This window comes from Citrobacter sp. Cpo074, from assembly GCF_030332745.1.
Classification (GTDB): Bacteria; Pseudomonadota; Gammaproteobacteria; order Enterobacterales; family Enterobacteriaceae; genus Citrobacter; species Citrobacter portucalensis.
The window spans coordinates 1,092,648-1,109,827 of the sequence record NZ_JAOWHG010000027.1 but is presented as its reverse complement, the minus strand read 5'-3'; the positions used below and the strand labels follow the sequence as shown (position 1 = coordinate 1,109,827).

At 49.9% G+C, this 17,180-nt stretch carries 21 protein-coding genes; 10 read left to right on the top strand and 11 right to left on the bottom strand.

Features of this window, described 5'->3' with window-relative positions; genetic code table 11:
- Positions 1 to 202: 202 nt before the first annotated feature.
- Positions 203 to 1,405 (top strand): serine-type D-Ala-D-Ala carboxypeptidase, encoded by a 1,203-nt coding sequence (dacC, locus tag OGX83_RS09995; RefSeq protein WP_020996521.1) that lies wholly within the window; start codon positions 203 to 205, stop codon positions 1,403 to 1,405.
- 45 nt (positions 1,406 to 1,450) lie between these two features.
- Here the strand turns inward: dacC and deoR are convergent, their stop codons facing one another.
- Positions 1,451 to 2,209 carry a DNA-binding transcriptional repressor DeoR gene (gene deoR / locus OGX83_RS09990; protein ID WP_032942805.1) on the bottom strand — a complete coding sequence of 253 codons (759 nt, stop codon included), beginning with the start codon at positions 2,207 to 2,209 and terminating at the stop codon, positions 1,451 to 1,453.
- Between the two features lie 64 nt (positions 2,210 to 2,273).
- The gene (gene ybjG, locus OGX83_RS09985; RefSeq protein ID WP_003831635.1) at positions 2,274 to 2,882 is read right to left on the bottom strand and encodes an undecaprenyl-diphosphate phosphatase; all 609 of its coding nucleotides are present in this window, start codon (positions 2,880 to 2,882) and stop codon (positions 2,274 to 2,276) included.
- Between the two features lie 297 nt (positions 2,883 to 3,179).
- On the opposite strand from ybjG, the gene OGX83_RS09980 reads away from it, so the two are divergent.
- Entirely contained in the window at positions 3,180 to 4,412 is a 1,233-nt protein-coding gene (locus tag OGX83_RS09980) for an MFS transporter (RefSeq protein ID WP_008784235.1), read from the top strand.
- A 217-nt stretch (positions 4,413 to 4,629) separates the two neighbouring features.
- On the opposite strand, the gene OGX83_RS09975 is transcribed toward OGX83_RS09980, so the two are convergent.
- From OGX83_RS09975 to OGX83_RS09965, 3 genes are all read right to left on the bottom strand, one after another.
- Positions 4,630 to 4,911: a hypothetical protein gene (locus OGX83_RS09975; RefSeq protein ID WP_003831642.1), complete on the bottom strand. Its 282-nt coding sequence runs from the start codon at positions 4,909 to 4,911 to the stop codon at positions 4,630 to 4,632.
- A 107-nt stretch (positions 4,912 to 5,018) separates the two neighbouring features.
- Positions 5,019 to 5,834 (bottom strand): Cof-type HAD-IIB family hydrolase, encoded by an 816-nt coding sequence (locus OGX83_RS09970; RefSeq protein ID WP_079934660.1) that lies wholly within the window; start codon positions 5,832 to 5,834, stop codon positions 5,019 to 5,021.
- Entirely contained in the window at positions 5,834 to 7,042 is a 1,209-nt protein-coding gene (locus OGX83_RS09965) for an MFS transporter (RefSeq protein WP_286587972.1), read from the bottom strand. Before OGX83_RS09965 ends, OGX83_RS09970 begins: the two co-directional genes overlap by 1 nt.
- 85 nt (positions 7,043 to 7,127) lie before the next feature.
- On the opposite strand from OGX83_RS09965, the gene OGX83_RS09960 reads away from it, so the two are divergent.
- Positions 7,128 to 7,688 carry a TetR/AcrR family transcriptional regulator gene (locus OGX83_RS09960; protein ID WP_003831648.1) on the top strand — a complete coding sequence of 187 codons (561 nt, stop codon included), beginning with the start codon at positions 7,128 to 7,130 and terminating at the stop codon, positions 7,686 to 7,688.
- On the opposite strand, the gene OGX83_RS09955 is transcribed toward OGX83_RS09960, so the two are convergent.
- The 5 genes from OGX83_RS09955 to OGX83_RS09935 all read right to left on the bottom strand — a co-directional run bounded on the left by OGX83_RS09955 (position 7,675) and on the right by OGX83_RS09935 (position 12,083).
- The gene (locus OGX83_RS09955; protein WP_103284947.1) at positions 7,675 to 8,472 is read right to left on the bottom strand and encodes an SDR family NAD(P)-dependent oxidoreductase; all 798 of its coding nucleotides are present in this window, start codon (positions 8,470 to 8,472) and stop codon (positions 7,675 to 7,677) included. The genes OGX83_RS09960 and OGX83_RS09955 overlap by 14 nt on opposite strands.
- A gap of 278 nt (positions 8,473 to 8,750) precedes the next feature.
- Positions 8,751 to 9,062 (bottom strand): outer membrane protein assembly factor BamE domain-containing protein, encoded by a 312-nt coding sequence (gene bamE / locus OGX83_RS09950; RefSeq protein ID WP_234102572.1) that lies wholly within the window; start codon positions 9,060 to 9,062, stop codon positions 8,751 to 8,753.
- A 125-nt stretch (positions 9,063 to 9,187) separates the two neighbouring features.
- Positions 9,188 to 10,234, bottom strand: a complete 1,047-nt coding sequence (locus OGX83_RS09945) for a phage integrase (RefSeq protein WP_286587969.1) — start codon at positions 10,232 to 10,234, stop codon at positions 9,188 to 9,190.
- An 85-nt stretch (positions 10,235 to 10,319) separates the two neighbouring features.
- A complete protein-coding gene (locus OGX83_RS09940) occupies positions 10,320 to 11,495 on the bottom strand; it encodes a hypothetical protein (RefSeq protein ID WP_286587967.1) in 1,176 nt (391 codons plus the stop codon).
- A gap of 24 nt (positions 11,496 to 11,519) precedes the next feature.
- On the bottom strand, positions 11,520 to 12,083 hold the full coding sequence (locus OGX83_RS09935; RefSeq protein ID WP_286587965.1) for a phage repressor protein CI: 564 nt from the start codon (positions 12,081 to 12,083) through the stop codon (positions 11,520 to 11,522).
- Positions 12,084 to 12,208: 125 nt separating this feature from the next.
- Between OGX83_RS09935 and OGX83_RS09930 the strand changes: the two genes are divergently transcribed.
- From OGX83_RS09930 to OGX83_RS09920, 3 genes are read left to right on the top strand one after another with little or no spacing between them, the layout of a single operon-like run.
- Entirely contained in the window at positions 12,209 to 12,430 is a 222-nt protein-coding gene (locus OGX83_RS09930; RefSeq protein WP_004223867.1) for a hypothetical protein, read from the top strand.
- 32 nt (positions 12,431 to 12,462) lie between these two features.
- Positions 12,463 to 12,972, top strand: a complete 510-nt coding sequence (locus tag OGX83_RS09925; RefSeq protein ID WP_286587963.1) for a phage regulatory CII family protein — start codon at positions 12,463 to 12,465, stop codon at positions 12,970 to 12,972.
- A 7-nt stretch (positions 12,973 to 12,979) separates the two neighbouring features.
- Positions 12,980 to 13,213 (top strand): phage filamentation protein Fil family protein, encoded by a 234-nt coding sequence (locus tag OGX83_RS09920; RefSeq protein WP_286587961.1) that lies wholly within the window; start codon positions 12,980 to 12,982, stop codon positions 13,211 to 13,213.
- Here the strand turns inward: OGX83_RS09920 and OGX83_RS09915 are convergent.
- The gene (locus tag OGX83_RS09915) at positions 13,161 to 13,619 is read right to left on the bottom strand and encodes a hypothetical protein (protein ID WP_286587959.1); all 459 of its coding nucleotides are present in this window, start codon (positions 13,617 to 13,619) and stop codon (positions 13,161 to 13,163) included. The genes OGX83_RS09920 and OGX83_RS09915 overlap by 53 nt on opposite strands.
- Before the next feature lie 220 nt (positions 13,620 to 13,839).
- Between OGX83_RS09915 and OGX83_RS09910 the strand changes: the two genes are divergently transcribed.
- From OGX83_RS09910 to OGX83_RS09895, 4 genes are all read left to right on the top strand, one after another.
- The gene (locus OGX83_RS09910) at positions 13,840 to 14,181 is read left to right on the top strand and encodes a DUF5347 domain-containing protein (protein WP_286587957.1); all 342 of its coding nucleotides are present in this window, start codon (positions 13,840 to 13,842) and stop codon (positions 14,179 to 14,181) included.
- 67 nt (positions 14,182 to 14,248) lie between these two features.
- On the top strand, positions 14,249 to 14,482 hold the full coding sequence (locus OGX83_RS09905) for a DUF2732 family protein (protein WP_286587955.1): 234 nt from the start codon (positions 14,249 to 14,251) through the stop codon (positions 14,480 to 14,482).
- Positions 14,482 to 14,709: a TraR/DksA family transcriptional regulator gene (locus tag OGX83_RS09900; protein ID WP_221661617.1), complete on the top strand. Its 228-nt coding sequence runs from the start codon at positions 14,482 to 14,484 to the stop codon at positions 14,707 to 14,709. The genes OGX83_RS09905 and OGX83_RS09900 overlap by 1 nt, the downstream gene beginning before the upstream one ends.
- A gap of 19 nt (positions 14,710 to 14,728) precedes the next feature.
- Positions 14,729 to 17,113, top strand: coding sequence for a replication endonuclease (locus tag OGX83_RS09895; RefSeq protein WP_286587953.1), 2,385 nt, complete (start codon positions 14,729 to 14,731; stop codon positions 17,111 to 17,113).
- The last annotated feature ends 67 nt before the right edge of the window (positions 17,114 to 17,180 follow it).

Below are 17,180 nucleotides of genomic sequence, written 5' to 3'. Positions count from 1 at the left end.
CGGCGTTATTGCATAAACTTTAAAAACTTTACCAACTTACGGTTTCTTTAAGCTCGTTAGTGCGTTATTACTCACCGCACTTATTTTACACGTCATCCATCAGACTTTTTCTGCATGGGTTGGTCGAGGTCGCTTGGCCGGTTTTGTGTAAACACGGTGTGGTATGACGTGGTTTTTTGGAATGGATACTCGGGTGGCATTTATGACGCAATACTTCTCTTCACTTCGCAGCTTTGCTGCAGGTTCTGCACTCTTAATCCTTTTGGCGCCGACCGTACAGGCGGCGGAGCAACCGACGGCCCCGCCGAGCGTGGACGCGCGTGCGTGGATTCTGATGGATTACGCCAGTGGTAAGGTGCTGGCGGAAGGTAATGCTGATGAGAAACTGGATCCTGCCAGTCTGACCAAAATCATGACCAGCTATGTGGTTGGGCAGGCGCTGAAGGCCGGAAAAATTAACCTCAACGACATGGTCACTGTGGGCAAAGACGCCTGGGCGACCGGTAATCCAGCCCTGCGCGGTTCGTCGGTCATGTTCCTCAAGCCCGGCGATCAGGTCGCGGTGTCCGATCTGAATAAAGGCGTTATCATTCAGTCAGGTAACGATGCCTGTATTGCACTCGCTGATTACGTTGCCGGTAGCCAGGAATCCTTTATTGGTCTGATGAACGGCTATGCGAAAAAACTGGGGCTGACCAACACGACTTTCCAGACGGTACACGGCCTGGATGCGGCAGGACAGTTCAGTACCGCACGTGATATGGCGTTGCTCGGGAAGGCGTTAATCCACGATGTACCGGAAGAGTACGCTATTCACAAAGAGAAAGAATTTACCTTCAATAAAATCCGCCAGCCGAACCGCAACCGTCTGTTGTGGAGCACCAACCTGAACGTGGACGGTATGAAAACCGGGACCACTGCCGGGGCGGGATACAACCTGGTGGCCTCCGCGACCCAGGGCGATATGCGCCTGATCTCCGTGGTGCTGGGAGCAAAAACCGACCGCATTCGTTTCAATGAGTCAGAAAAACTGCTGACCTGGGGCTTCCGTTTCTTTGAAACCGTTACGCCGATCAAGCCGGATGCGACTTTCGTCACCCAGCGCGTCTGGTTTGGCGATAAGAGTGAAGTGAATCTGGGCGCCGGAGAAGGGGGTTCTGTGACCATTCCACGTGGTCAGCTCAAAAACCTGAAGGCCAGCTTTACCCTGACTGAACCACAGCTAACTGCACCGCTGAAGAAAGGTCAGGTTGTGGGCACTATCGACTTCCAGTTGAACGGAAAATCCATTGAGCAGCGTCCGTTGATGGTGATGGAAGATGTGGAAGAGGGTGGTTTCTTTAGCCGCATGTGGGACTTTGTGATGATGAAATTCCACCAGTGGTTTGGTGGTTGGTTCTCTTAATCTTATCTATTGCCGGATGGCGCAATCGCCGTCCGGCAGTATCTGTTAGTACTTCAGCGTGATACGTTGTGCTTTAGCGTACTCAACAAATGCCTCGTCAGGACGGCTGTCGCTGATGATGGTATCAAAGCGTTTTAATTCCCCCATCCTCGCAGGTCGCACCTTGCCAAACTTGCTGTGATCGACCACCAAAACGTGATGCTGCGCCATCGACATCGCCCAGTGCTTCACCGGCAGTTCTTCCAGATTAAAACAGGTCGCGCCTTTTTCGATGTGAACACCTGCTGCGGAATAAAAGGCGATATCCGGACAGAGGTTGTTCAGCGTTTCCTGGAAATCGAGCGGTTTAAAAATCGCGTTACTGGCATGGAATTCACCACCACACAGAATGACGCGGCACTGCGGTTTTTCCTGCAGCACCAGAAACGTATTCAACGAGTAGCAGATTGCGGTGAAGGGCAGTTCATTGTCGATCGCTTCAATGATCCACGGCGTGGTCGTACCGCAATCGAAAAAGATGGTCTGATGCGCCTGCACGAGACTCGCCGCCTGCTGGGCAGCGCGACGCTTTTCATCAACCAGACGGGATTTTTGATCGCTGATTAAATAGTGGTTAGCGCTGCGGGGTTCCAGAACAATATAGCCCCCGAGCAGCACGACGGGAGCATCATGATTATTCAGGTCGCGACGAATGGTCATCTCAGATACGCCCAGCAACGTCGCGGCTTCTTTGAGGTGTAATTTATCGCTGCGTTTCAGCGCCTGCAGTAATTGACCAATACGCTCGTCGCGTCGAGTTTCCATAATTCCCCTGGAGAATAGAATAAGTGCTCAGTTTCGCGCTTAATACTACTCTTTTTACCGCGGGTTAGTCACGTACCCAACCTTTACGGATGGGGAGAGCGAAGCAGGTGCGATAGCACGTCTGCAAGCCGAGGTACAAGGTTGTGCCGAACCGTTGCCAGATCATCTGGGCGCTCAGACAGCCGATCAACCCGGCCAGTAATCCACCCAGCATATCCAGCGGCCAGTGAACGCCAAGGTAAACACGTGACCAGGCAATCGCCACGGCGACAACCATCAGCAGAGCACCCGTCCACAAGCGATGCCAGAACAGGAAGGCCAGAGCAAAGGTAAAGATAACCGTACCGTGGTCGCTCGGGAAAGAGTCATCTGCCGCATGGTGCAGGAAGTTATAGCCGATGTGGTTAACGAACGGACGATCGTGGGGGAAAAGATGCCCCATCAGCCAAGAAATCGTCAGACCGACTACCAACGCAATGGCCATTTTGATGACCAACTGGCGCTGAAGCGTAACCTGACCACGAGGTCCCCAAAGCCAGAGCACAACGGCTAACAGCGGCACAATGCTGATCAGATCTTTGGCAATGAAAATGGCGAGCGAAATTGCCCATTGCGCAGAGTCGGGTGTTGCATTGATCAGGTAAAAAAGCGAATTGTTCAGATTTTCCAGCATAACGTCCAGACTCAGTGTAATCGTTAAAAAGACCCATTTGGGGAGAGCATAAAATTGCTTTCACGGGATAAAAAGCGGTCTTGTCTTATTTGCCTGTTAAATGACGATTTTTAAGACAATTAATGAGACTTATTGAGCATGATAGCGGTCTCAACTTAAATTAACCTTAAAGCAAAATGTTCTTGAGCAAATGAGTGTAAAAATGTGCGCATTTTGCTTTCAAATCACATAATTCACTATCACCAGTACGGCGCATTTATTACACTTTGCGCGATTTTTCTATAGTTAAGAGATTGCATGCAGAACCGTTTATCTTCAGGCGTCCGTTTGGGGCGTCAGGCATTACTTTTCCCGCTCTGTCTGGTGCTTTACGAATTCTCCACTTATATCGGCAACGATATGATCCAGCCCGGAATGTTGGCGGTGGTGGCGCAATATAACGCCGGATTAGATTGGGTACCTACGTCCATGACCGCCTATCTGGCAGGCGGCATGTTTTTGCAGTGGTTGTTAGGACCGCTGTCGGACCGTATTGGTCGTCGTCCGGTAATGTTAACCGGTGTGATCTGGTTCATCGTTACCTGCCTTGCAACCCTGCTTGCACAGAATATTGAGCAATTTACCTTCCTGCGTTTTTTACAGGGGATAAGCCTGTGCTTTATTGGTGCAGTGGGTTACGCCGCCATTCAGGAATCCTTTGAAGAAGCGGTCTGCATAAAAATTACCGCGCTGATGGCAAACGTGGCGCTGATTGCGCCACTGCTGGGTCCGTTGGTAGGCGCAGCCTGGGTACATGTTCTGCCGTGGGAAGGGATGTTTATCCTGTTTGCTGCTCTGGCGGCCATCTCCTTTTTTGGTCTGCAACGCGCGATGCCGGAAACGGCAACCCGGCTTGGTGAAAAGCTGTCCATTAAAGAGCTGGGCAAGGATTATAAGCTGGTGCTGAGGAACGTACGTTTCGTTGCAGGCGCACTGGCGTTGGGTTTTGTCAGCCTGCCGTTACTGGCGTGGATTGCGCAGTCCCCGATTATTATCATCAGTGGTGAACATCTCAGCAGCTACGAATATGGTCTGTTGCAGGTGCCGATTTTTGGCGCGTTGATTGCCGGTAACCTGGTGCTGGCGCGTCTGACTTCGCGAAAAACCGTGCGTTCGCTCATTATCATGGGCGGCTGGCCAATCGCCGTTGGCCTGATTATTGCCGCTGCGGCAACGGTGGTGTCATCCCATGCATATCTATGGATGACGGCGGGTTTGAGTATCTATGCGTTTGGCATTGGCGTGGCGAATGCGGGGCTGGTGCGCCTGACGCTGTTTGCCAGCGAAATGAGTAAGGGTACTGTTTCTGCCGCAATGGGTATGTTGCAGATGCTGATTTTTACCGTCGGTATTGAGTTGAGCAAACACGCGTATCTGCTGGGAGGGAACGGCTTGTTCAGCCTGTTCAATCTGGCAAGCGGCGTACTGTGGCTGATTCTGATGGTTATCTTCCTGAAAGATAAAAGGGTAGGGAATTCCCGGGAAGGCTAAGGTCCGGATTTCCGCAATCCAGCGCAGATAAGCATAATGACGCCGATAAATTCATCATTATGTTGATAATAGAATCACGCTGTAGGCCGGATAAGCGAAGCGCCATCCGGCGGCCTGTAGCAAATTGCCGGATGGCGGCGTAAACGCCTTATCCGGCCTACCGCTCACCAAAGATCTTAACTGACCAGTATTACTGTTGTCTGGGCCTGGCGACAACTTAGTGGTGGTCGTCAATCTGATGTTCGATAACCATCCCTTCACCGACGCTTGCCACATGTCGCGCATAAGGATGTGCGCGATAGACAGGGGCCGGAGCAGGCGCTGGAGCAACATATACCGTTTGTGGTGCGGTCGTTACGCTGACCGCCTGCGGGACGCTGACGGAAGAGGGCACTACCACCACTTTATAACCGCTGGGGACATCAACGGTAACGCTCTGTGCAAATGTTGTCCCCGCAAAGCCCAGCAACAATGTCGCCATCAGTACACTTTTCTTCATGATCCGCTCGCCTGAAATATTCACTGGAAGTAATAATCCAGCGGGTTAATTTGAGGCGGATTATGAATAGATCATGCCATCATTTTGTTGCCGTCTGTGCTGAGCCGTTAATGCGTAAACGGTGCTTCATTCTTTAACACGCGGTCGATAACATCCAGCACGCCCTCTTCGTTGTTCGAGCCTGCACGATATTTTGCCGCCTGGACAACCGGTTCGTGAGCGTTGGCCATTGCGAAACTAAATCCCGCCTGACGCAGCATCTCAATATCATTTCCGCCATCGCCAAACACAACAACCTCGTCGTCGTTAATATTCCAGCGTTGTTGCAGCAGGCGCAGACCGTTAGCCTTATGCACGCCGGGTATTATTAAGTCGATGCTGCCGTAGCCGGTATGCACCGGTACCATAATATCGCCAATCGCCTCGTGGAGATCGGCCTGTACCTGTGGAATTCGGTCGTCGGAAATATTCAGCCCGAACTTGAAGAAAACGTCGTTAAGATTGTCAAAATTATCTACAAACTCGAGACGATGATAGTACATGGCGGAAACGTTCTTATGCTCATCGCTGTACTGTTTCAACGTATAGGCGCTGTTTTTACCACAGGCAATAATGTCGATATCGGCGCGGGTCAGCAGATGATCCACGATGGCATGGAAATCGTCTTTAGCCAGTTCGCCGTTAAAGACATCTTCTCCTTCGCTGACCACCCAACCACCATTTTCGGCGACAAATGAGATCTCATTGGCCAGTTCGGGGAAAAAGGAAATCAACTGATAATATTGGTTACCGCTGGCGACCACAAAGCGGATCCCTTGTTCTTTCATCTGGCGATATTGCGCCATAAAGCGCTCACGGTTATAGGTTTTTTGGTCGCTTAAAAATGTGCCGTCCATGTCGACCGCAATTAGTTTGATACTCATTAGCTGTTCTCCATCACCGTGGTATTTTTGAGATCCGGTTTCGCTACCGCTTTCGCGACGACGGCGGCGACAAGCACCAGCGCCAGCACCACTAACATAGCGCTGCGCAGGCCATAGTGTTCACCCAGATAGCCTAGCAGCGGCGGTCCAACAAGGAACGCCAGGTAACCGGTGGTCGCCACGACGCTGACGCGGGTTGGGGCATCGGGGCCGGTGTCGCTGGCGGCTGAAATGGTCAGCGGGAAGCCGAGCGATGCGCCGAGTCCCCACAGAATAACTGACACACCCGCCACCCAGGAGCTGTCGACAAAAATAATCAGGCTAATCCCGAGAGCGCCCATCAGCGCACTGGCGCGCACCACCGCAACGCGGCTGTAACGGTCGATGAACCAGCCGCCGGTAAATCGCCCAACGGTCATACCCAGCGTGAAACCGGCATAAATCAGCGAGCCTGATGTCGGGCTAAATCCATGTCCGTCCACCATTAACAGTGGAAGCCAGTCGTTGGCGGAACCTTCAGCAAATGCCATCGCCAGCACTACAACGCCGATCAGCAATAGCTGGATATCACGATAAAAAGGCAGTCCTTTTTCACCGGAGTGAGAACCGTCAGCGGCATTTTTGCCCGTGCCGTCAGGAATAGCTTTGATGGCGATGAAAATAGGTGTGATAGCAACCATTGCAGCCAAAAGAATATGCGCGGTAGCCGGGACGCTGAAGGCGGTAAGCATCATTCCAACTCCAGCCCCTGCCAACGTTCCCAGGCTGTAAAAACCGTGCATCAGCGGCAGCACGGTTTTGTTCATTTCGCGCTCAACTGCCGCACCTTCGACGTTGATGGCAACTTCTGCCGCGCCAAAGCTGGCACCAAATACGCTCAGGCCAAACGCGAAAAGCCATGCGGAATGTAGCCAGAGCGCTACGCTGAGGATCGCCATTCCGAGAACGGCACAAGACATGGTGGTGCGGATCACCTTACGCGTGCCAAATCGTTTCACCAGCCAGGCCGAACAAAGTATGCCACTCATCGAACCAATAGAGAGCCCAAACAACACCGCACCCATTTCGGCAGTGGAGATGGAGAGGATATCTCTGATGGCAGGGGTACGCGTTGCCCAGGAGGCCATTAATAATCCTGGTAAAAAGAAGAACGTGAACAGCGCGCAGGTGCGACGTCTTAAGGCTTTGCGTGATGAGATGCCAGTCATGAATTCGAGCCAAAGAAAAGAGGGAAGGAGACAACATTAGCAAGACTGTGTACATTTGTACACAAATGCAAGAAGAGGAAATGTAGTGCGACGTGCAAACGATCCGCAGCGGCGGGAAAAAATAGTTCAGGCGACTCTGGATGCAGTAATAGCCCATGGTATTCATGGGGTTACACACCGTAAAATCGCTATGATTGCCGAGGTACCACTGGGTTCTATGACCTATTACTTTTCGGGAATCGATGAGCTTTTGATGGAGGCATTTGGCCGTTTTACTGACAGGATGATGCTGCAGTATCAGGACTTTTTTGCCGATGTTAAGGATGCGTCGCAGGCTTGCCATGCCATTACCGATATGATTTACGGCTCTCAGGTCACAACGCCTGATAATATGGAGCTCATGTATCAGCTGTATGCTTTTGCCAGCCGTAAACCAGCGTTGAAAACGGTGATGCAGAACTGGATGCTACGCAGCCAACAAACGCTGGAGCAGTGGTTTGACCCGGTTACGGCGCGGGCGCTGGATGCGTTTATTGAAGGAATGACGCTGCATTTTGTCACGGACAAAAAACCGCTGCAGCGAGAAGATATCTTGCTGATGGTGGAGCGTATTGCAGGGATACCCGCGACAGTCAGCTGTGCGTAGCGCCTCCGGTAATATTCACCACCGTCGCGGTCATGGCGCTGGCATGGTCTGAAGCAAGAAAGGTCATGACCTCAGCGATTTGTGCAAGCGTAGGCAGGCGCGCGAGCATGGTACTTTGCGCCGCACCCCCTAACCATTGATCGACGGTTAAACCCATTGACTGTGCTTTAGCGGAGAAAATTTCTCCGGTATAGGAGCCAGCTGCAACAGCATCCACAATCGCATGCGAGCGCACGCCGACGACCCGGATATTTGCCGGTCCTACCTCGCTGGCGAACGCTTTAATAAAAGCCTCTGTTCCTGCACAACCAACAATATGACCCAGATGACCAGGCATCGCCATCGGGGCCGCGGGGGCAACAACGCTGAGAATGACGCCCGCACGATTGCCGCCCATGTGCGGCGTTACGGCTTTTGCGATATTGAACTGCGCCGAGAGGAAAGGGGTTATACCGCTCATAAACTCAGAGAGGGATAATGCGTCAAGGCGTTTGCCCTGTTCGTGCATAAATCCCGTTGCGTTAACCACCACATCTATTCCACCGGTTTGCTCTACAAGGCGGGTAACTTCCTTCGATGCGTTGTGCTCGTCGAGTACATCGGTGATAAAGGTTTCGACTGTACCACCTGCCGTTCGGATAATACTGGCCGTCCGATCAAGTTTTTCCTGGCTGCGAGCACCCAGACACACATGGGCTCCTTCGCGCGCCATGGCCTGCGCAACCGCACTACCAATAGCCCCGCTGCCACCAAAAATTACTGCGACTTTGCCAGTAAGCAACATGACTAACCCCCATCCCAGATAAAGCAACGTTTTAAAGTATGTGCCATAACCGGCATGCTGCAAATTTGGGAGGTGTTTCAGAGGTGGAAGGCGATGAACGCAAATTTCAGGCAACAAAAAACCCATTTATGTAAACGGGTTAGTAAAAACAATGACTTGTAATAGAATCAATAAGTTAGTTTGGTGGGGAGAGGTGGCGACTACGGGGCATTGCCAACCGCTGCCGCCACTTTGTCGCCACTAACGTTTAACTAACTAATGTCATAAGAGTGCGCGTATTAAAATACCACAACACCTTTGACGGGAGCGCCAGCACCACGGATTTCGCCGCTTCCATAAGAGACGACTTTCCCGTTTTCAAAGGTAACGTAGTAATCACCCTTATCCCATCCCCAACCAGATGTTAACCGGTTGCTGTACTGGATTTGTTCGCTGTTACCTTTAACTGCATCACCATCAGGGGTTCCAAGCAAATCAAGTACTTGTTGTTTTGTCATGCCAACCTGAACATTGTGAATTTTTTCACCAGTAGTACAGCTTGCTAAAACTGCTACGGTAAAGCCGATCATCATTAATTTTTTGAAGTTCATTTTCAGTCTCTATGGATTGTGAGCAGTAATTATTTACCAACCAATATTATGTGATATTGATCACGCACTAGAGGACTCAATGATTCCATGAATAATTTTTAATAAGCTGGTACAGGGTGAGCATTCTAAATCCGGGACATGTCAAAGTTTGTTTGTGCCATAGGCAATGTTGCTAAGGGATTAAAACGCAATGCTGTTTCCAGGTGGTCAGGTGCTAAGTGCGCGTAGCGCATGGTCATTTTTATGTCGTGATGCCCAAGGATTTTCTGCAGAGCCAGGATGTTTCCGCCAGACATCATAAAGTGTGCTGCGAACGTATGACGCAGAACGTGTGTTAGCTGACCGCGTGGAAGCACGATAGAAGTTTTATCCATTACAGATAGAAACTGGAAGTAGCAGTCAGTGAAGAACTTGAAACCGTCCAGGGCAATGATTTCCTCATACAGCTCTTTGCTAATCGGAATGCTGCGGTTCTTTTTGCCTTTTGTCCTGACAAACGTGATCCGGTATTTCGTGACTTGAGAGCGGGTCAGGTTCACAGCTTCGCGCCAGCGTGCTCCGGTACTCAGGCAGATTTTAACGATCAGAGCGAGAAGGGCGCTTTGGCGTTGGCAGTCATACAAAAGCTCTGTGATTTGTTCATGCGTTAGCCAGGCCTTTTCCTTTTCGGCAATGGTGAACTTGCGCATATTTTCAAGTGGGTTTGGTGCTGTCCATTCGCCGAGCCGGGCCAGTTCGCTAAACACTCCGCTCAGATAGCTTTGCTCCAGATTGATCGTGACCGGGCTGGCACCTTTCTTCCATTTCTCACTAAAGTAGATTTCACCGGTCAAGCGTTTGTCACGATAATGTGCGAACAATTTCGAGCTGAGATCAGTGGCGAGAGGGTTTCCGAGTGCATCGACCATTAGAATCAACTTGTCGTAAACATGCTCGCCAGCGGTTAGGGATTTGCCGTGCAGTTTGAACCAGAGTTCAACGACGTCTTTCAGAGTTCGGCGGTCTACTGATTCACCCAACCAGGGTTTAGCCTCTGTCTCATCCATCGTATGGCGTTCAAATGCCAGTGCTTCGCCTTTGGTGGCGAACTGCTTACGCACACGGCGCCCGCTGCGCCCGGCGGGGTAGCATTCACAAATCCATTTTCCTGTGATGAGTTTTCGTATTGCCATAAAAAAGCCCTCATGTCTGAGGGCTAAATTTAACTGTGTGTTTGAACAGTGGTCAATGTATAATTACTTCTTAATCAACCATTGCTTATTTGACTTTTTTATTCTCCACCTCTGCAAATTTAAAATGCTCACTTATATTATCTTCTAGTATCTTGAACTCAGTTGCATCATAGCTTTTAAGTAGTGTTTCATAAATATCATCAATATCGTGTTCAGATACATATCTTTCAGTCATACTTTCAAATTTAAGTGTCGAAAGTAAAGACCAAGGTACTGGATTAGTAACCCTCATACTTTCTGCTAAATGAGGACAGAAATTATAGTCTTTCATGTCTTGGTAGCTGGCTTGAGGTGGTAGGACAATGTTTACACCAAAAGCATCACTGCTCATTTTTTCGCTTTTTGTTGAATAATAAGCAATTCCTGCAATTTCCATATTTCTATCAGAGCTGATTTTCTGCATCAATAAGTTAGGTATAATATATTCCGGATTGAATGATGCATTTTTGTTTTTTTTCAAGTAACTGCACGCAATAACTAAAGGCCAGATAGTTAAATATGCGAGTTGAATTTCTTCATTGATAGGATCAAAGTCAAAAAACCTGGATAAATTATTTTCTTTTAACGAGTCTAATGTGTAAGCTAAATTAAGTATTCCAAGGTTTTTTGCTTCCCGAGATGCTCGAAATGCTGAAATATACAGTTTGTCAAAGTCAGGACATCCTAATTCCTGCCAACAAATATACAATGATGTTCCAAGGTATATGCACGGTAAACCTTCAACAGAGTATCTTTGTGTTTTTACCCGTTCTCTCATACTAAAAGAGATATGAAACATTTCCTCACGCTTAAGTAATGGTGTAGGACTTGCTCGTAGTCTAAATGTTGGTGTTATACGATTAGACCATGAGCCTAGATTCTTTGTAAGTTGTCTTAAATTTATTCTTATTTCAGGTTCATCTAATGCATCACTGAAAGTGTTGTATGAACGCCTAATATTACCTTCAAGAAATTCTTTTGTGGCAGTTTCAATTGAATTTGATAATGCCTTGATGTGTCCTAAATTATTAGCTAATCTTCTATAAAGTGATGATCCTGAACCTTCTGAATCCAAAAAACGCTGAAGAAGACCTTGATACGAATTAAATACCTTATTCATATCAGTGACAATATCACCACTATACGTCTTAAAGTTTCTTTGAATTCCACTTGTTTTTAATCGACCTATAATATTCTGAAAATCACTTTGATTGCTGCTCATGGTAAATAACCTTACTGTTTATTTTTATATTTTTTTACATAATATGATGATTTTAGCAATGATGCCCAAGTCGCTAATAGTGCATTCAAAAGCACTTGAACCACCATCAACTCGTAATCGCCCCCCTGGTAACCGAGTCAAAGTTCTAACATAAACCACATCATCGATGCTGATAAACCATCTGCCATCACGTATATCCTCAAAGTTGACTTCACAGATGTACTTTGAGTCGCCATCACTGACTACGATAGGGTTCTTCAAATTGGCTGGAAGAAAAGCTGCATCGAAAACGTAAGAGCCATCCTCGAGAAGTTTACCGTCGACTAGCGTTTTTTTTATGAGTAATCTGGTGTTGACATTTTGTGAACCCATAGAGTGACCTTCTCCTGTTGTGAGCCAGTTAAGTGATGTGCCAGTCTCAAGTGCACACTGTATAACCCACTCAGCGGGGAAAGAGTCCCGCATATAGCGTGTAGCCAAAGTACTTTTTGAAATTCCTAGATGGTCACATAAAGCTTGTCTTGTCTTGAAACCATAGGCTTCAACCATACGCTCTATGGCACCACGGCCGCCTTTTTCCAAATTCATGGTCACTCCAAGTGAACTTTTGTCTTGGCGATTTCATGATGTGATCGTATGTTTATCGTGTTCACAAAACGCAAACGATCAGTATTCATCCTGATTAATCATTGCTAAACGAGGAATGTTGCATCATGAGACCTAACATTTCAATCACTCTCATCACCCCCCACGTCACTATTGAAAGATATAGTGAACTCACTGGGTTATCTATCGACACCATCAACGACATGCTTGCAGATGGTCGATTGCTTCGTCATCGCCTACGCAAGGACAAAAAGCGTGAAAAAGTGATGATTAACATAGCTGCGATGACTGTCGATGCCCTTTCTGATTGCAATGTGACTATCAACTAGTTCCATTCTGAGACTTCACGGAGCAACTGACTATGTTTGACTATCGCATATCAAAACATCCCCATTTCAATGAAGCCTGCCGTGCTTTCGCTCTACGTCACAACATGACGAAGCTGGCAGAACATGCAGGTATGAATGTTCAAACCCTGCGCAACAAGCTTAATCCGGAGCAACCGCACCAGCTCACTGCGCCAGATATCTGGCTGCTGACCGATCTCACAGAAGACTCAACATTAGTTGATGGTTTTCTGGCGCAGATTCATTGCCTGCCATGTGTTCCAGTAAACGAAGTTGCAAAAGATAAATTACCTCATTACGTCATGAGCGCTACCGCAGAAATAGGTCGTGTTGCTGCCGGTGCTGTCTCTGGTGATGTGAAAACTACCGCAGGTCGCCGCGATGTAATTAGCAGCATTAATTCAGTTACGCGTTTGATGGCTCTGACCGCAGTTTCTTTGCAGGCACGTCTACAGGCAAATCCGGCGATGGCAAGTGCGGTGGATACCGTGACGGGGCTCGGCGCTTCGTTCGGTTTGATCTGAGGTAGTTATGCTGACGAAAGAACCTTCATTTGCATCACTGTTGGTGAGGCAAAGCCCGGCAATGCATTGCGGTCACTGCTGGATTCACTTACCTGATGGGAAAAAGTGGCATCCGTGTATTGAATTATCTCCCCGGCAGCAGGCTGTCCGGGGAATAGGTAAAAAGAGATTGCTACAACGTCTAAATTTTAACGTGGCAGGCATCCTGCAAACCAGGCGAAAAGCTTTTCCTGGAAGCTGAGCTTAGTGTCGTCAGTCCGACCACATGCAATAGCTGCTCTTTTGTAGGCTGGATTTAACAAAGAACCGAAAGGTGCGGAGTCAGAGTGATGCAGCGTTTTCAATTTTTGTGCAATCAGTTCCGGGGTCAGTTCATCCACGGCATAAAGCAATTCTCCGTACTGGCGGCTTTGTACGCTGGCACGCTCGGAAACAATTGCGGGTTGCCACACAAGTTGAATTGTTGCGATTACAACAACGGGCAAAGCGAACAACCATTCCAACCCAGTATCGGCTATGACAGCAGTACCGCTAATAATCTGGATAGCAGTCATCAATTTGTCAGCCCTACCATGAAACGTCGCTGTCATAAGCTCAAGGTAATAGCAGTAATGCAACTGGAAATATTCGGAGCTTTGTTTAGTCATGCCGGATTCCTATTTTTTATCTTGCCCCGGTTCTGGCTTAGGTGCTGGGGCAGGACGAGGCAATACATGGAAGTTGTCAGAGTCTGACATCAGATTTCTCCTTCGAGGGGTAGATGATTGTTGGCGCAAATAGTCTACCACCAAGGCACGCGCCGGGCGTGTGAAAAAATTCCCGGCACAACTTCAAATAGGTATATGTACGACGAGACAGGAGGGGGTAATGGCTATTGATGGCCCGGCGGCAACTGTTCCACTAAGCCCCGGCAAACGCCTGGACGGACTGAACCATATTGCAGAACTACGTGCAAAAGTGTTTGGTCTGAATATTGAGTCGGAGCTTGAAAGGTTTATTGAAGATATGCGCGACCAAAGGGACGTTAACAATAAACAAAATGAGAGGGCACTGGCAGCCATATTTTATATGGCAAAAATTCCGGCAGAACGTCATAGCGTCAATATTAGTGATCTGACTACTGACGAAAAGCGGGAACTGATTAAAACAATGAATCATTTTCGTGCAGTGGTGAGCTTATTTCCAAAACGGCTAACCATGCCGAATTAAGCCAAGACAGAAATTAATGGCGTAAACCCGCCGGGCATTCCTTTGCCCAAATTCAGGAGTCATAACTATGCGAAATATTGAAACACGTATCACCAAAACAGGGCCAGATGATGCTGGCCTGAACCAGTTGCTGACTGATGCCCGCGTGGAAGAACGCCGGGCACGAGCTGCGGCAATGGCTGCCCGTCTTGATAGTCTGGCTTGCCATATCACGTCACGACAGCTTAACCACGTTGAAGCGGCGGAACTGCTGCGTATTGCGGCTGAAAACATTCAGAACGAAGCGCAGGAGATCCACTGATGGCTGATTCAATGGACCTTGTACAGCAGCGCGTTGAAGAAGAACGTCAGCGCCACATCCAAACTGCTCGCAGCCGAAAGGCTGGGGCTTCTTCTCTGGAGTGTGAGTGTTGCGGAATCGTCATCCCGGAACAGCGCCGTGCTGCAGTGCCGGGCTGTGATCTCTGCGTCACCTGTCAGGAAATAGCAGAGTTGAAAGGGATGCACTACACCCGAGGTGCTTTGTGAGCTTCGGAGTCCTCCAGTGATGTCTGAGCTACTAAAAGATAAAGGCGGTCCGATTGTGACCGCCGTGGCCTTTCCATGGAATACCCCAAAAAAAGCGGTTAACCCGTATCTGGACCCGGCGGAAGTTGCGCCGGAGTCTGCGCTTTCAAACCTCATCACTCTGTACGCTGCGGATAACGAGCAGGAGCATCTGCGCCGTGAGGCGCTGAGTGATAAGGTTTGGGAACGTTATTTCTTCAATGAATCCCGCGATCCTGTCCAGCGTGAAATGGAGCAGGATCGGCTGATTAGCCATGCCAAAATGGCCCGCGAACAGCAGCGCGTGAATCCCGATTTGGTGATTATTGCCGATGTAAGCGCCATGCCTGCCCATATCAGCAAGCCTCTGCTGGAGCGGATTAAATACTTCAATACCTTGGGACGTCCGAAAGCGTATTCCCGCTATATGCGCGAAACTATCAGACCGTGTATTGAGCGGCTGGAGCGCGTACGTGACAGCCAGGTGTCTGCGTCTTTCCGGTTCATGGCGAGCCAGGACGGGCTGGAGGGGCTGCTGGTACTGCCTGAAATGAATCAGGAGCAGGTCAAGCGCCTATCCACGCTGGTTGCGGCACATATGAGCATGTGTCTTGATGCGGCCTGCGGTGATCTGTTTGTCAGTGACGATGTTAAACCAGAAGAAATCCGGCAGGCATGGGAAAGGGTTGTAGCAGAAGCCATGCGCCTTGAGGTCATCCCGCCTGCCTTTGAGAAGTTGCGCCGCAAAAAGCGTCGCCGCAAGCCAGTGCCTTATGAACTGATCCCACCGTCGCTGGCGCGCATGCTGTGTGCGGACTGGTGGTATCGCAAATTGTGGCAGATGCGCTGCGAGTGGCGGGAGGAACAGCTGCGTGCCGTCTGCCTGGTCAACAAGAAAGCGTCCCCGTATGTCAGCTATGAAGCCGTGATCCACAAACGCGAGCAGCGCCGCAAATCGCTGGAGTTCTTCCGCTCTCATGAGCTGGTCAACGAAGACGGTGACACGCTGGATATGGAAGATGTGGTGAATGCCAGCAACAGTAACCCGGCGCGCCGCCGTAATGAAATGATGGCCTGTGTTAAAGGGCTGGAGTTGATCGCGGAAATGCGCGGAGACTGCGCGGTGTTCTATACCATCACCTGCCCGTCACGCTTCCACGCCACCCTCAACAATGGCAGACCTAACACGAAATGGACCAGCGCCACTGTTCGGCAGAGCAGTGACTATCTGGTTGATACATTCGCCGCTTTCCGCAAGGCCATGCACAAGGCCGGGCTGTGCTGGTACGGCGTCCGCGTTGCAGAGCCACACCATGACGGCACCGTGCACTGGCATCTTCTGTGCTTTATGCGCAAAAAAGACCGTCGTTCCATCACCGCGCTGCTGCGTAAGTTTGCCATCCGTGAAGACCGCGAGGAGCTGGGCACCAATACCGGGCCGCGCTTCAAGTCCGAGCTAATCAACCCGCGCAAGGGCACGCCGACCAGCTACATCGCCAAATACATCAGTAAGAACATCGACGGGCGCGGGCTGGCTAAAGAAATCAGTAAAGAAACCGGCAGATCACTGCGTGACAGCGCCGAGCATGTCAGCGCTTGGGCGTCACTGCACCGTGTCCAGCAATTTCGTTTCTTTGGTATTCCGGGTCGTCAAGCATACCGCGAGCTGCGCTTGCTGGCTGGTCAGGCGGCGAGAGTGCAGGGCGAACGCAAGGCGGGTGCGGCGGTACTGGATAATCCGCGTCTGGATGCGGTACTGGCAGCTGCAGATGCGGGTTGCTTTGCCACCTACATCATGAAGCAGGGCGGTGTACTGGTTCCCCGTAAACATCACCTTGTCCGTACGGCTTATGAGCTTAACGAAGAACCGAGCGCCTACGGCGATCACGGTATCCGTATCTATGGCATCTGGTCCCCGATTACAGAGGGCAAGATTTGCACGCACGCGATGAAGTGGAAAAAGGTTCGTAAGGCCGTTGACGTTCAGGAGGCGGCAGCCGACCAAGGCGCTTGCGCCCCTTGGACTCGTGGCAATAACTGTCCCCCTGTTGAAAATTTGAACCAATCAGGGGGCGAATTACCTGAAACCAGGGAGCTGGAGGCGCTGCCTGATCTCCATAATTTGAGCGCTAAGGAACGCCGGGAGCTGACTGCCCGGTTGAGGCTGGTAAAAGCAAAGCGTCGAAAAGGGTACAAACAGGAAATTACCGATCAGCAGCGCCAGCAGCTCGACGCTGAGCTGAGGTCCAGAGGTTTTGATGCGAGTGAAGCGGAGGCGGATCTGCTTCTGCGTGGCGGCTGTATCCCATCCGGGGCCGGAATGCGTTTGTTCTACCGAAATCAGCGCCTGCAGGAAGATGACAAGTGGAGGCAGTGGTACTCGTGAGCATCGTCCGATAAGTGCAGAATCGTGACCTCCGCATGGCTAACCGACTGAAAGCTAAAAAAGCATT